The sequence below is a fragment of the Allosphingosinicella sp. genome, assembly GCF_046295735.1.
Lineage (GTDB): Bacteria > Pseudomonadota > Alphaproteobacteria > Sphingomonadales > Sphingomonadaceae > Allosphingosinicella.
In genome coordinates this window covers 106,986-118,867 of record NZ_JBKBMQ010000010.1, presented here as the reverse complement: position 1 = coordinate 118,867, position 11,882 = coordinate 106,986, and the positions used below count along the sequence as shown (strand labels likewise).

Sequence of the window (11,882 nt, the reverse complement as noted above, 5' to 3'; positions counted from 1 at the left end):
ATGGCGCGCGGACGCATGCTGCTGGTCGAGGACGATCCCGCTTTGTCTGAGCTGCTGCGCTGGCATTTCGAGCGCGAGGATTTCGACGTCGAGCATACACCGGACGGCGACGAGGCGCTGATGCTGGCGCAGGAAACGCCGCCCGACATCGTGCTGCTCGACTGGATGATCGAGGGACTGTCCGGGATCGAGGTGTGCCGCCGCCTGCGCCGCGGCGCGACCACGGCCAACGTGCCGATCATCATGCTGACGGCGCGCGGCGACGAGACCGACCGGGTGCGCGGGCTTGAGACCGGCGCCGACGATTATGTCGCCAAGCCTTTCTCGCCGCGCGAGCTGGTGGCGCGCGTGTCCGCGGTGCTGCGCCGGGTGCGGCCGGGCCTTGCCGGGGAGCAGCTCGCCTTCGCCGACCTCCACATGGACCTCGTCGCGCACAAGGTCCGGCGCAACGGGCGGCTGGTGCCGATCGGGCCGACCGAATATCGACTGCTGCGCCACTTCCTCGAACATCCCGGCCGCGTCTTCTCGCGCGAGCGGCTGCTCGACGCGGTGTGGGGCCGCGACGCCGATATCGAGCCGCGCACCGTCGACGTCCATATCCGCCGCCTGCGCAAGGCGCTGGGTACGAGCGGGGGCACGGAGCTCATCCGCACCGTCCGCTCCGCGGGCTACGCGCTCGACGATGAGACGGCCTGAACTGCTGCTGCTCGCGGCGCTCGCCGGCTGCTCCGAGGCACCCGAAAGCACGGCCGTGGCCGAGCCGGCGGCGGAGTCGCCGGCGTCCGTCGTGCCGCCCCCTCCGGCGATGGCCGAGCCCGCGCCCCCTTCCCCTTCGCTCGACGGCTATGTGCTGCACGGCCTGCTCGCCGGCGGAGCGGTGCTGTCGGCGCCGGGGCAGGGCCAAACGTTCGTGCCGGTCGGCCGTACGCTGCCGGGCGGGCTGACGCTGGCGGCGGTCGCCCAAGACCACGCGTTGTTCACCCATCCGGGCGGAGAGATCCGGCTGGGCTTCGCCGACGCCGAGCCCTCCCCGCCTTCTACGCCCTCGGCGCAGCAAGCGTCGGCGCCCGAGGGCGGCGCGCGGGCCGAGGACAAGCTCGCTTATCGCCTCGCCTTCGAGCCGCGGCGCGACGGGGGCCGCATCGCCGGCTTCACCCTGCGCCCCGGGGCGCCGCCCGTCCTTGCCCGCGCGGGCCTTCTCCCCGGCGACGTGCTGCTCTCCGTCAACGGCCAGGCGTTCGACAGCGAGGAAAAGGTGCTGGAGCTTCACGACGAGATCGCCGGTTCGGTGACTTCCACCTTCGAGATCGAGCGCGGCGGCCGCAGGATGACGCGCACGCTGGTGGTCAACCCGCGCTGAGCGGGATTGTTACATCCCCGTTACGCGACCGCTTCAGGCGAATGACCGCAACATTACTGTGGACGTACGCATAACCGTCACAGCCGGATCACAGAAGCCGCTTAGCTGCTGCCCCTGAGGACGGACCGGACAAAAGCCGAGTCGTCTCCCGCAACGACGGTCAACCAAAAGGGGGCAATCATGTCCAAGCTTCGCCTGCTGCTTCTCGCCACCACCGCGCTCGGCCTTTCCGCCTGCGGCGCCGACGACGTCGCCTCGCCCGGCGAGGGCGTGATCGTCGCCCCGCCGGCGCCCGCGCCGACGCCGACTCCGACGCCCACACCGACGCCGACGCCGCCCGCCGGCGGACCCGCCGCGGGCTGCCCGGACGGCACCGCCAATGTCGGCGTGATCGCCAACCGCCGCAACTGCCAGATCTCGGGCGTCATCGTCGGCAACCGGGTCATCCAGAACCTGCCGGGCGTGGTCTACTCGCTGTCGGGCCGCGTCGACGTGGGCCGGGACGTGGGTGGCGACGGCAATCTCGCCGGCGGCGCGCAGGGCATCCTCACCATCGAGCCGGGCGTCGTGATCTTCGGCTCCTCCGGCGCCGATTTCCTCGTGATCAACCGCGGCTCGCAGATCTTCGCCGAAGGCACGGCGAACAGCCCGATCATCTTCACCAGCCGCCAGAATATCGAAGGCCAGACCGGCCCGGATTCGATCGGGCAATGGGGCGGCCTCGTCCTGCTCGGCCGTGCGCCGATCCAGCGCTGCATCGGCAACGTCCAGGGCGGCACCGTCGGCTGCCAGTCGCAGATCGAAGGCACCAGCAACGCCTTCTACGGCGGCGCGTCGCCGAACGACAATTCCGGCCGCCTGCGCTACGTCCAGGTCCGCTTCCCGGGCTTCGAAGTGTCGCCGGGCAACGAGCTGAACGGCATCACGCTGGGCGGCGTCGGCACCGGCACCACCATCGAATATGTGCAGGTGCACAACAGCTCCGACGACGGCTTCGAGTGGTTCGGCGGCACCGTCAACCAGCGCTACATCGTCGTGACCGGCGCCGACGACGACAGCCTCGACACCGATTTCGGCTTCAAGGGCGCGATCCAGTTCGCGATCGTCGTCCAGCGTCAGGCCGGCGGCGACAAGATGCTGGAAGCGGACACGACCGGCAACGGCAACGCGACGCCGCGCTCCTTCCCGAAGATCGCCAACGCAACCATGGTCGGCCGCACCAGCAACGACGCGCTCCACCTGCGCGGCGGCACCGATTTCGCGCTGGTGAACTCGGTCGTCACCGGAAGCCCGATCTGCCTGCGCGTCGACGAGCAGGTGACGGTCCAGGCCGCCAATCCGGCGCTGGACGAAGCCGGCCCGCCGCGCTTCGAATCGGTCTTCTTCGGCTGCCCCTCGCCGTTCCGCGACCGCGCGGACGTGAGCGCCGCCCAGCTGGAGACGATCTTCAATTCGGGCTCCAACAACGTCGCCCGCGGCACCACCACGCTGCAGAACGTGTTCGTGAACGGCGCCAACGAAAGCGCCCGCCCGGCCTTCCAGGCGTCGACGATCAGCAGCTTCTTCCAGAACGTCAATTATATCGGCGCCGTTCGCGACGCCGCCGACCTCTGGTTCCAGGGCTGGGCGTGCGGCCTCGGCTTCAACACGCCGTCCTGCGCCGCTTCGCCGATCAGCGGCTGATCGGCATCGACGCGAATTGACGACCGGCGGCGGCTCCGGCCGCCGCCGCTTTACCAAGCTGACGCAAAATTCGGGGGTTCTTGCCATGAGGCACGCCGCTTTCGGGAGCCTGCTCCTCCTTTCCACCGCGCTCACCGCGCCCGCCGCCATGGCCGCCGCGCAGGGCTCCCCGCCCGCACAGTCCCCGCCGATCGCCACCCCGCCGGTCCAGCCCGAGCTGCAGGCGCCCGACGCGCCGGTGGCCGGCCCCGACACCGAGGAGGATGTCGAGATTTCCGGTCCCGGCGCGGCTGCCGCCGGCGGCGAGATCGTCGTCACCGGCCGCAACATCCCCAATGCCATCCGCCGCACGCCGGAGGTGATCTCCGTCCTGTCCGCCGCCGACATCGCCAGGACCGGCGAAGGCGACATCGCCGGCGCGCTGCAGCGCGTCACCGGCCTCAGCGTGGTCGGGGGCCGCTTCGTCTACGTCCGCGGCCTTGGCGAGCGCTATTCGCTCGCGCTCCTCAACGGCTCGCCGCTGCCTTCGCCCGAGCCGCTGCGCCGCGTCGTCCCGCTCGACCTCTTCCCGACCAGCGTGATTGCGAGCTCGGTCGTGCAGAAGAGCTACTCCGTCGCCTATCCCGGCGAGTTTGGCGGCGGCGTGATCAATCTCACCACCCGCGCCATCCCGCGCGAAAGCTTCATCAACCTGGGCTTCAGCGTAGGCGGCGACACCGAGACGACGGGCCAGCTCGGCTACACCTATTTCGGCAGCCCCACCGATTTCACCGGCTTCGACAGCGGCGAGCGGTCCGTTCCGCGCCCGCTGCGCGCCGCGCTCGACAGCGGCAACCTCATCGTCCCGGGCCAGAATTTCAGCGTCCGCGACATCCAGGACATCACCGCCAGCCTGTCGAACGCCCGCACCACCCTCATCCAGCGCAACAACAACATCCCGGCCAATTTCGGCGTCAACCTGTCCGCCGGTACCAATTTCGATCTGGGCGGCGCGACGCTCGGCCTCGTCGGCGCGGCGGGTTGGAGCAACAGCTGGTCGACCCGCGGCGGCCTGCAGCAGGTCGCGGCCGGCCTCACCCCGATCAACGGCATCGACACGCTGCAGCCGGACATCGACTATCGCTTCCTCAGCACCCGCAACCGCATCGTCGTTAACGGCCTGTTCGGCGTCGGTCTCGAATTCGGCCCGCACCGCCTGCGCTGGACCAACCTCTACATTCGCGACAGCCTGAAGGAAGCGCGCATCCAGGACGGCGTTAACGAGATCAACGTCGGCTCCGACCGGGTCAACATCTCGAACACCGCCTGGTTCGAGCGCCAACTCGTCTCCACCCAGGGCGTCGGCGAGCTTCGCTTCGGCGACCTCAGCGTCGATCTGCGCGGCGCCTGGGCGCAGTCGCAGCGCAATTCGCCCTACGAGCGGCAGATCAGCTATCGCTGGTCGGACATCGCGAAAGACTTCGTCAACGATCTGCGCTCCAACGGCCAGTTCGCACGCATCGCCTTCAGCGAGCTGGACGACACGGTCGTCTCCGGCGCGGCCGATCTCAGCTACCGGCTGCCGCAACTTTCCAACCTCGTCCTGTCGGCGGGCTATGCCTATCTCGACAATGTCCGCAACTCGACGCGGCGGGACTTCCGCTACAATCCGCTGACCGCCCTTCCCTTCGCGGTGGCGCAGCAGCGGCCGGACTTCCTGCTGTCCGACTACAACGTCTACACCTACGGCATCCTCCTGACCGACGTGTCGGGTTCGGCCGGCGTCGCCGCCTACGAGGCGGACCTGCGGGTCCATGCCGGCTATTTCCAGGCGGAGGCGGAGCCGGTGAGCGGCGTGCGCGTCGTCGCGGGCGTCCGCTACGAGGACGGCCGCCAGAGCGTCACCCCGCTCGATCTGTTCGGCCTCGGCGGACCGGAAATCCTGCCGAGCCGGATCAACGAAAGCTATTGGCTGCCGGCCGCCACCGTCACCTGGAATTTCGCGCCCGATCAGCAGCTGCGGCTGCACGGTTCGAAGACCATCGCCCGCCCGCAATTCCGCGAGCAGGCGCCGCAGCAATATCTCGACACCGAGACGAGCCGCACCTTCTTCGGCAACCAGTTCCTGTCGGACAGCGAACTCACCAACGCCGAAGCGCGCTACGAATGGTATTTCGACCGCGACCAGCGCTTCAGCCTGGCGGGCTTCTGGAAAAAGATCGATCGGCCGATCGAGGCGGTGGCGTTCCAGCAGGGCGGCACCTTCTTCACCACCTTCGCCAATGCGCCGACGGCGACCCTCTACGGCGCCGAGCTCGAGCTGCAGAAATATTTCGCGCTCGACCATCTGTCGCAGGCCCCCTTCTTCGCGGCCCGCCGCGCGGTGGTGATCGGCAACTACACCTATTCGGACTCCAAGATCCGGGTGCGCGACGGCGACACGACGGTGCCGGTCGGCAGCGGCGGCGTGCCGGTGCCGGCGTTCAACCTGTTCATCGACGGAACGCCGCTCACCGGCCAGTCGCGCCACCTCGTCAACCTGCAGCTCGGCCTCGAAAATACCGACCGGCTGTCGCAACAGACGATCCTCTTCACCTACGCGAGCCGCCGCGTCACCAATCGCGGCCCCTCGGGCCAGCCCGATCTGTTCGAGGAGCCGGGCATCCAGCTCGACTTCGTGATGCGCGAGGGCGTCCGCCTGTTCGGCGTCGAGGGCGAGCTGAAGTTCGAGGCGCGCAACCTCACCGGAGAGAATTACGAGGAGTTCCAGACGCTGAACGACAGCCGCATCGATACCAACAGCTATCGCCTCGGCCGCTCGTTCAGCCTGGGGCTCAGCATCAACTTCTAGAGGGGGCAGGCGGCGGCTCGGGGCTTGCCCGCCGCCGCCTCACCCGCCACAGCGGCGGGCGTGCTCGCCCGCTTGTTCCCCGATCGCTTCATCTTCTGGATGCTCGGCACGCTCGCGCTCGCGAGCCTGCTGCCCGTCTCCGGCGCGGCGGCGGCGGCCGTCGACGCGCTGACGCTCACCGCGATCTTCACCCTCTTCTTCCTCCACGGCGTCCGGCTCCCGCGCGAGGCGATGGTGAAGGGGATCGCGGACTGGCGGCTGCACGTCGCGATCCTCGCGGCGACCTATGCCCTCTTCCCGCTGATCGGCCTCGCTTTATCCGCCGCCTTTCCGGGCCTGCTCGCGCCGGAGCTGTGGACGGGCATCCTCTTCCTGTGCGCGCTCCCCTCGACGGTGCAGAGCTCGATCGCCTTCACCTCGATGGCGCGCGGCAACGTCGCGTGCGCCGTCGCGGCGGCGGCCGGATCGAACCTGCTCGGCGTGTTCCTCACCCCCGCCCTCATCGCCCTGATGCTGCAGGCGGGCGGCGCCCAGGTCTCGCTCGGCGGGGTCGGCAAGATCGTGCCCCTCCTCTTCCTTCCCTTCCTGCTCGGCCATTCCCTGCGCGGCTTCATCTTCCCGCTGATCAAGGACCGGCCGGGCCTCACCACTCTGGTGGACAAGGGCACGATCCTGCTCGCCGTCTACGGCGCCTTTTCGGCGGCGATGGTGGAAGGCATCTGGACACGCATCCCGCCGGGGCAGATCGCGCTGGTGATCGGCCTGTGCCTCCTCATCCTCGCTCTCGTGATCGGCGGAACGGTGGCGATCGGGCGGCTCGGCGGCTTTTCGCGGGAGAGCCGGGCGGCGATCCTCTTCTGCGGTTCGGTGAAGTCGCTGGCGAGCGGCGTGCCGATGGCGCGCATCCTCTTCCCCGGGCCGGCGGCGGGGCTGGTCATCCTTCCGGTGATGGTCTTCCACACCGTCCAGCTGATCGTCTGCGCCTGGATCGCCGGCCGGATGGCGGCTCAGAACGAACCTTCGGCCCGCGCCGCATAGCCGCCGCCCATCGGGCGGAAGCCCGCCGCCTCCAGCCCCGCCGACAGCGCGGGATCGGACGGCCGCGCCATCAAATCGGCGCGGAAGCGGCCGTCGCCCCAGATGCGAAGGCTGAGCTGTTCCATGCCCGACTGGCTGGCGAGCGGGAGCAGCAGCGCGCCTTCCGCGCAGCGCGCCGTGCCCGTGAGGGTCGCGGGGAGCATCAGCGCCGCCGCGTCGCCGGTCAGCGTCGCCTCCACCGCGCCGGTCGCCGCGGCGCACAGGCCGTCGGCGAAACGGGCGGTCACGTCGCGCAGGTCGAGCGCGGCGACCGGCAGCGGCGCCAGCGCCGCTCCCATCGCGATCCGCCCGCGCAGGTCGTCGAGGCTGAAGCCGCCCGACGCGACCGTGGCCGCGCCGCGGAAGCCCTGCTCCCGCCCGCCCCGCTCCAGTTCCACCCGCGCCCGGCCGATGACGAGCGGCAGCGGCGACAGGCCGGCATCGACGTCGCCGAGCGGCACATGGCCATATTGCGCCTCGGCCAGGCGCCCTGACCAGACGCTTCCCCGCGCCTCGCGCGCGGCGAGGCCGCGGTCGCCGAGGTTCAGCCAGTCGAGCGCCAGCCGGAGCGGCAGCGAGACGAGCAGCGCCAGCGCGAAGGCGCCGAGGAAGAAGAGCGTACGCCCCACCGGAAGCCGGACCCGCATCAGCCGCCCCGCGCCCGGAACGTCGCTTCGACGGCGAGCGTGCGGTCCTCGTTGGGCGTGGCACTGAGCCGCTCGACGGAGAGGCCCCGCGCCTCCATGTCCGCCACCCAGGCGAACACCGCCTGCGGACGGGCGGCCGGAATGGCGATGCGCGCCGCGGCGGGGCCGTCGGCGGTGAGGCTCGCGATCGGCAGCCCCGCTTCGGCGGCCGAGCGGCTGAGCAGCCCCTCCACCGGCTCGCCGAGCGGCGCCGGCGCGGCCGTCTCCATCTGCCGCAGCGCCTCGGCGGCGGCGCGGGTCTCCGCGAGGCGCAGCACGGCGACTGCATGGCGCTGGCGCGCCTCGGCGAGGCCCTGCCCCAGCGGCCGCACCGCCAGCAGCCACAGCAGGACGAGCACCGCGAGCACAACCATGCCGACCAGCAGGCGCCGCTCGCGCGTCGAGCGCTGCTGCCACCAGCGCAGGAAAGCCTCGTTCATCGCGTCCTCACCAAGATTTCGGCGCTGCTGCGTCCCTCGACCGTGCGCAGCGGCCCGATATCCGCGGCAAGCCCCTGCGCCTCCACCCGCTCCCCGGCGGCGGCGATCGTCGCCGGCTGGTCGGCGAGGAGCGTCGCGCGCAGAACGCCGGCATCGTAGGTCATCGCGCCGAGTTCCAGATTGCCGGTCTGCCGCACCGCCGCGAACAGCGCGGACGCCGCCGCGCCATAGCCCCCGCCGCCGCCCAGGGCGTCCATCCGGTTGCCGAGATCCTCCCCGCCCGCGATCGTCCTCGCCTCCGCCTCCAGCCGGTCGGCGTCGTAGGTGTAGCGGAGGATGGTGACGATCTGGATGGCGAGGGTGACGCCGACCAGCGCCAGCGCCAGCAGCGCCGCCCGCCGCATCCGCGGCCAGTCGAGCCCCCATTGCCGCTTCCGCGCGAACGCGCCTTGGCGCAGGTCGAGGTCGGGGCGAAGCGCCGCCGCCGCCAGACCCGCTTCGAAGTCCTTCTGCTCCAGCGTCCGCACCTCGGCCGCTCCGACGAGATGCGCCGCCAGTTCCGGCTCCATCGCGAACGCCTCGTCCGGGCCGCGGAAGACCGGCACCGGGCCGCCGTCATAGCGGACGAACCCGGTCTCCGGCGCGGGAAGGAGCAGCGTCTCGGGGACGACCGCGTCCGCTTCGGGCGCCAGCGCCACCCAGGCCGCCATGCGCGCGTTCGGCACCAGCGCCGTGCAGCGGCGCGCGCCCTCCTCCGGCTCGCGCCCGACCGCAACGTGCATCTCGCCGATCGGCTCCGCGCTGAGTTCGCCCGCCATCAGCCGCGCCGCCGCCGCGGCCTGCGGGCGGGTGAGGCCGGACGGAAGCTCCAGCCAGTGCAGCGCCACATCCTCGCCGGGGACGACCAGCACCGTGCGGTCCGCGCGCGGCGGCGGTTCCGCGCCGGTGCCCCGGCCGGTCACCCCGCTTTCTTCGGCCAGGTACCAGCCTTCGATGCCGCCCGCGCGGCCCGCGAACAGGAGCAGGACGCTCATTCCGCCGCTCCCCAGCGCCGCGCCGCCACCCGCGCGGGGCGGTAACGCGCGTCGATCAGCGCCGTCTGCACCAGTTCCGCCCCTTCCGTCTCCACTCTCGTCTCCAGCGCGAACCAGGAGGTCGCGACCTTCACCTGCCCCAATATGTCGGACGGCAGGTCGGCGGCCATGCGCCCGCCGACACGCCAGAAAGCGCCCACATCGTCCCAGCCCGCCTGCGGCCGTGCCGCGATGATCCGCCGCGCGCCGTCCACCCCCAGCCGCCGCGGCGCCAGCATGGCGAGCAAGGGCGCCTGATCCGGCGTCAGCGTGTTGACGTTGATCGGCGACAGCTCGGCGACCGGCAAGGCGCAGAGGAACGGCCGCGCCCTCGCGAAAATTTCGGGCGTGACGCCGGCGACGGCGCGCAGCTCGCTGACGTCCGCGAACAGGGTGTTGGCGGCGCGATAGGGCCGCGCGCGGGCGCCATAGACTCCGTCCTCGGCACCGAGCCGGTTCGGCCGGTCGTCGGCGTCGACCCAGTCGCCCGCGCTCTCGGCGATCCGCTCCGCCTCCCGCTCGGGAACTTCGATCAGCCGCAGCAGCTCCGCGAATTGGGCGATGCCCGCGGGTCGGGCGCTGAGCTCCGCCGGGTCGTCGCCCATGGCGACGCTGTTGAGATTAAAGCAGTTGCCGCCGTCGCGGATGCGGGCGGTTGCGACCGAACCGTCCGGAAAGGGGTAGCGGCGCGGCGCGTCCATCCACCCGCCGGCGGGCGTCGTCTTGTCCGGGCTCGCCGCCTGCGCGTCGCCGATCGCCAGCACGGCGAGCTGTTCGATGCCGAGCGCATAGGCCCGCGCCTGATCGAGCGCCGCCCCGTTCACCGCGAGCGCCGTCGACAGCCGCAGCTTCTCCATCCCGGCCGCGGCCAGCGCCCCGGTAACGGCGACCAGCAGCAGCACCGCCAGCAGGGCCGCCCCGCGCTCCTTCTCCGGCACCCGCATCACAGGTCGCTCCCGGCGAGGAACAGCTGGCGCACGACATGCCCCTGCCCCAGGTCGAGCGCAAGCTCCACGGCGCGGGGCAGCAGGGTGGGATCCTCCGGGTTCCAGGCGACGTGCCAGTTGCCGGCCTCGTCGCGGAAGCGCAGCCGCAGCCCGCGCACGCCGTCCACCAGAGCGACGGGCTCCATCGGCGCCGCGCCGTCCACCATCGGCCAGGCGACGCGCTCCAGCCGGCCGGCGGTCAGCCGATATTCCACCTTCTGGATCGCCGGCCGCTCGTCCGCCCCCCCATGATCCCATCCGCGCCGGACGAAGGCGAGCAGCGGCTGCCCCGCCTCGCCACGCGTGCCGATGAAGGCCGGCCGCATCTCGCCGCTTTCCGCGCGGTTGATCCGCGGCGCCGCCTGGGCGAGATCCGCGCCCATCAGGGCGCCGAGCCGCCGCAGCGCCGCCGCCCCGTCGAGGCGCGTATCGGCCGTCTCCTGCGCCCGCATCGCAAAGCCGAGCAGCACGACGCTGGAACCCGCCAGCATGCCGAAGATCATCAAGGCGATCAGCATCTCGACCAGGGTGAAGCCGGATTCGCGGTCGCCGCTCATGGCTCGGCCCTCCGGAACAGGGTGAGCCGCGCCGTACCGGGCGTGTCGACCCCGGCAACCGCGATCTCGACCTGCTGGATCCGCGATTCGGGGGAGCGGCCGACCTCCCGGCTCCAGCGCCAGCGGCGGCCGGCATTGACGACCTCTCCGTTCTCCCGTCCGAACGCGGGCGGCGCCGGGTCGGTCAGCGTCTCGACCGCGATGTTGCGGGCGACGATCTGCGCGAAGGCCTGTTCCTCGATCCGCGCCGCATTGCCCGCCGTGGCGCCCCCGAGGCGCAGCAGGGCAAGCGCCGCCAGGCTGAAGACGGCGAGCGCCACCAGCATCTCGACCAGGGTGAAACCCCTATCGCCGGACATGGGGCCGCCCGTCCTGGCCGATCTCCACCGCCGCCCGGTCCCGGCCGCGGGACAGCGTGAGGCGCATCGGCTCCGCGAACCCGGCGGAATCGAACAGCACCCTGCCCTCCGCCGGCGCCACCTCGGTGCCCGTCTCCCACGCCCGGCCCTCGCCGAACGGCGCCCATTCGCCGCCCGACCGGCGCTCGAAGACGTAGCCGGTCCGGTCGAACCGCAGCGCCGTCGCCCGGCCATCGATCACCGCCTGGTCCTGCGCCGCCTTGGTGCGTGCGGCGAGGCGCTCGGCCTCCGCCGTCACGCTGCCGCGCAGATCAGGCATGGTGAGCACCACGGCGGCCGAGACGAAGCCGAAGATGGCGAGCACCACCATCAGCTCCACCAGCGTGAAGCCGCGCTCAGCGGTTCCAGGTACCGATGTCGGCATTCTCGCCCTCGCCGCCTTCGCGGCCGTCGGCGCCATAGGAATAGATCTCATAAGCGGCGCCGTCGCGCCCGGGCGCCGCATAGCGATAGGGATTGCCCCACGGATCGTCCGGCAGCCGCCGGACGTAGCCGCCGTCGACCAGGGCCTGCAGCCCTTCGGCGCTGGTCGGATAGCGCATGTTGCCGAGCCGGTACATGTCGACGCCCTGTTCGAGCGTGGCGATGTCCGCCTGCGCCTTGGTCGCCGCCGCGCGGTCGGATGCGGGCATGACGTTGATCACCACCACGGTCGCGAGCAGGCCGATGATCACGATCACCACCATTAGCTCGACCAGGGTGAAGCCCGCCTCCCAGCGGCGCGCGGCGCGCGCGTGGCGAAGGCGCAGGGCTCGGCGAAGGGTCTTCATC

General features: G+C 71.4%; 13 protein-coding genes. 5 read left to right on the top strand and 8 right to left on the bottom strand.

The annotated features are described in order from the left end of the window. The 5 genes from phoB (at position 1) to ACK4K7_RS11035 (ending at position 6,911) form a co-directional block, all read left to right on the top strand. Positions 1 to 696 carry a phosphate regulon transcriptional regulator PhoB gene (gene phoB, locus ACK4K7_RS11055; protein ID WP_431865994.1) on the top strand — a complete coding sequence of 232 codons (696 nt, stop codon included), beginning with the start codon at positions 1 to 3 and terminating at the stop codon, positions 694 to 696. Next, positions 683 to 1,360, top strand: a complete 678-nt coding sequence (locus ACK4K7_RS11050) for a hypothetical protein (protein WP_431865992.1) — start codon at positions 683 to 685, stop codon at positions 1,358 to 1,360. The genes phoB and ACK4K7_RS11050 overlap by 14 nt, the downstream gene beginning before the upstream one ends. Before the next feature lie 180 nt (positions 1,361 to 1,540). Next, complete coding sequence (locus tag ACK4K7_RS11045; protein ID WP_431865991.1) at positions 1,541 to 3,043, top strand: hypothetical protein; 1,503 nt, start codon at positions 1,541 to 1,543, stop codon at positions 3,041 to 3,043. Between the two features lie 85 nt (positions 3,044 to 3,128). Further along, on the top strand, positions 3,129 to 5,873 hold the full coding sequence (locus tag ACK4K7_RS11040) for an outer membrane beta-barrel protein (protein WP_431865990.1): 2,745 nt from the start codon (positions 3,129 to 3,131) through the stop codon (positions 5,871 to 5,873). Positions 5,874 to 5,933: 60 nt separating this feature from the next. Next, on the top strand, positions 5,934 to 6,911 hold the full coding sequence (locus tag ACK4K7_RS11035) for a bile acid:sodium symporter family protein (RefSeq protein ID WP_431865988.1): 978 nt from the start codon (positions 5,934 to 5,936) through the stop codon (positions 6,909 to 6,911). Here the strand turns inward: ACK4K7_RS11035 and gspN are convergent. The 8 genes from gspN to gspG are packed head-to-tail and all read right to left on the bottom strand — an operon-like array spanning position 6,881 to position 11,881. After that, complete coding sequence (gene gspN, locus ACK4K7_RS11030; protein ID WP_431865986.1) at positions 6,881 to 7,597, bottom strand: type II secretion system protein N; 717 nt, start codon at positions 7,595 to 7,597, stop codon at positions 6,881 to 6,883. The genes ACK4K7_RS11035 and gspN overlap by 31 nt on opposite strands. Continuing rightward, positions 7,597 to 8,076 (bottom strand): type II secretion system protein GspM, encoded by a 480-nt coding sequence (gene gspM / locus ACK4K7_RS11025; protein WP_431865985.1) that lies wholly within the window; start codon positions 8,074 to 8,076, stop codon positions 7,597 to 7,599. Before gspM ends, gspN begins: the two co-directional genes overlap by 1 nt. After that, positions 8,073 to 9,110 (bottom strand): type II secretion system protein GspL, encoded by a 1,038-nt coding sequence (gene gspL, locus ACK4K7_RS11020; RefSeq protein WP_431865984.1) that lies wholly within the window; start codon positions 9,108 to 9,110, stop codon positions 8,073 to 8,075. The genes gspM and gspL overlap by 4 nt, the downstream gene beginning before the upstream one ends. After that, on the bottom strand, positions 9,107 to 10,093 hold the full coding sequence (gene gspK / locus ACK4K7_RS11015; RefSeq protein ID WP_431866051.1) for a type II secretion system minor pseudopilin GspK: 987 nt from the start codon (positions 10,091 to 10,093) through the stop codon (positions 9,107 to 9,109). Before gspK ends, gspL begins: the two co-directional genes overlap by 4 nt. Then, positions 10,093 to 10,692: a type II secretion system minor pseudopilin GspJ gene (gene gspJ, locus ACK4K7_RS11010; protein ID WP_431865983.1), complete on the bottom strand. Its 600-nt coding sequence runs from the start codon at positions 10,690 to 10,692 to the stop codon at positions 10,093 to 10,095. The genes gspK and gspJ overlap by 1 nt, the downstream gene beginning before the upstream one ends. After that, a complete protein-coding gene (gspI, locus tag ACK4K7_RS11005; protein ID WP_431865982.1) occupies positions 10,689 to 11,051 on the bottom strand; it encodes a type II secretion system minor pseudopilin GspI in 363 nt (120 codons plus the stop codon). Before gspI ends, gspJ begins: the two co-directional genes overlap by 4 nt. Next, positions 11,038 to 11,475 (bottom strand): GspH/FimT family pseudopilin, encoded by a 438-nt coding sequence (locus ACK4K7_RS11000; RefSeq protein WP_431865980.1) that lies wholly within the window; start codon positions 11,473 to 11,475, stop codon positions 11,038 to 11,040. The genes gspI and ACK4K7_RS11000 overlap by 14 nt, the downstream gene beginning before the upstream one ends. Further along, positions 11,447 to 11,881 carry a type II secretion system major pseudopilin GspG gene (gene gspG, locus ACK4K7_RS10995; RefSeq protein WP_431865978.1) on the bottom strand — a complete coding sequence of 145 codons (435 nt, stop codon included), beginning with the start codon at positions 11,879 to 11,881 and terminating at the stop codon, positions 11,447 to 11,449. Before gspG ends, ACK4K7_RS11000 begins: the two co-directional genes overlap by 29 nt. Position 11,882 lies beyond the last annotated feature (1 nt).

Coding starts and splice junctions, on each gene's coding strand:
- gspL (WP_431865984.1), bottom strand. CDS start 9,110: ATGAGCGTCCTGCTCCTGTTCGCGGGCCGCGCGGGCGGCATCGAAGGC.
- gspJ (WP_431865983.1), bottom strand. CDS start 10,692: ATGAGCGGCGACCGCGAATCCGGCTTCACCCTGGTCGAGATGCTGATC.
- gspN (WP_431865986.1), bottom strand. CDS start 7,597: ATGCGGGTCCGGCTTCCGGTGGGGCGTACGCTCTTCTTCCTCGGCGCC.
- ACK4K7_RS11040 (WP_431865990.1), top strand. CDS start 3,129: ATGAGGCACGCCGCTTTCGGGAGCCTGCTCCTCCTTTCCACCGCGCTC.
- gspI (WP_431865982.1), bottom strand. CDS start 11,051: ATGTCCGGCGATAGGGGTTTCACCCTGGTCGAGATGCTGGTGGCGCTC.
- gspG (WP_431865978.1), bottom strand. CDS start 11,881: ATGAAGACCCTTCGCCGAGCCCTGCGCCTTCGCCACGCGCGCGCCGCG.
- gspM (WP_431865985.1), bottom strand. CDS start 8,076: ATGAACGAGGCTTTCCTGCGCTGGTGGCAGCAGCGCTCGACGCGCGAG.
- ACK4K7_RS11050 (WP_431865992.1), top strand. CDS start 683: ATGAGACGGCCTGAACTGCTGCTGCTCGCGGCGCTCGCCGGCTGCTCC.
- ACK4K7_RS11000 (WP_431865980.1), bottom strand. CDS start 11,475: ATGCCGACATCGGTACCTGGAACCGCTGAGCGCGGCTTCACGCTGGTG.
- gspK (WP_431866051.1), bottom strand. CDS start 10,093: ATGCGGGTGCCGGAGAAGGAGCGCGGGGCGGCCCTGCTGGCGGTGCTG.
- ACK4K7_RS11045 (WP_431865991.1), top strand. CDS start 1,541: ATGTCCAAGCTTCGCCTGCTGCTTCTCGCCACCACCGCGCTCGGCCTT.
- phoB (WP_431865994.1), top strand. CDS start 1: ATGGCGCGCGGACGCATGCTGCTGGTCGAGGACGATCCCGCTTTGTCT.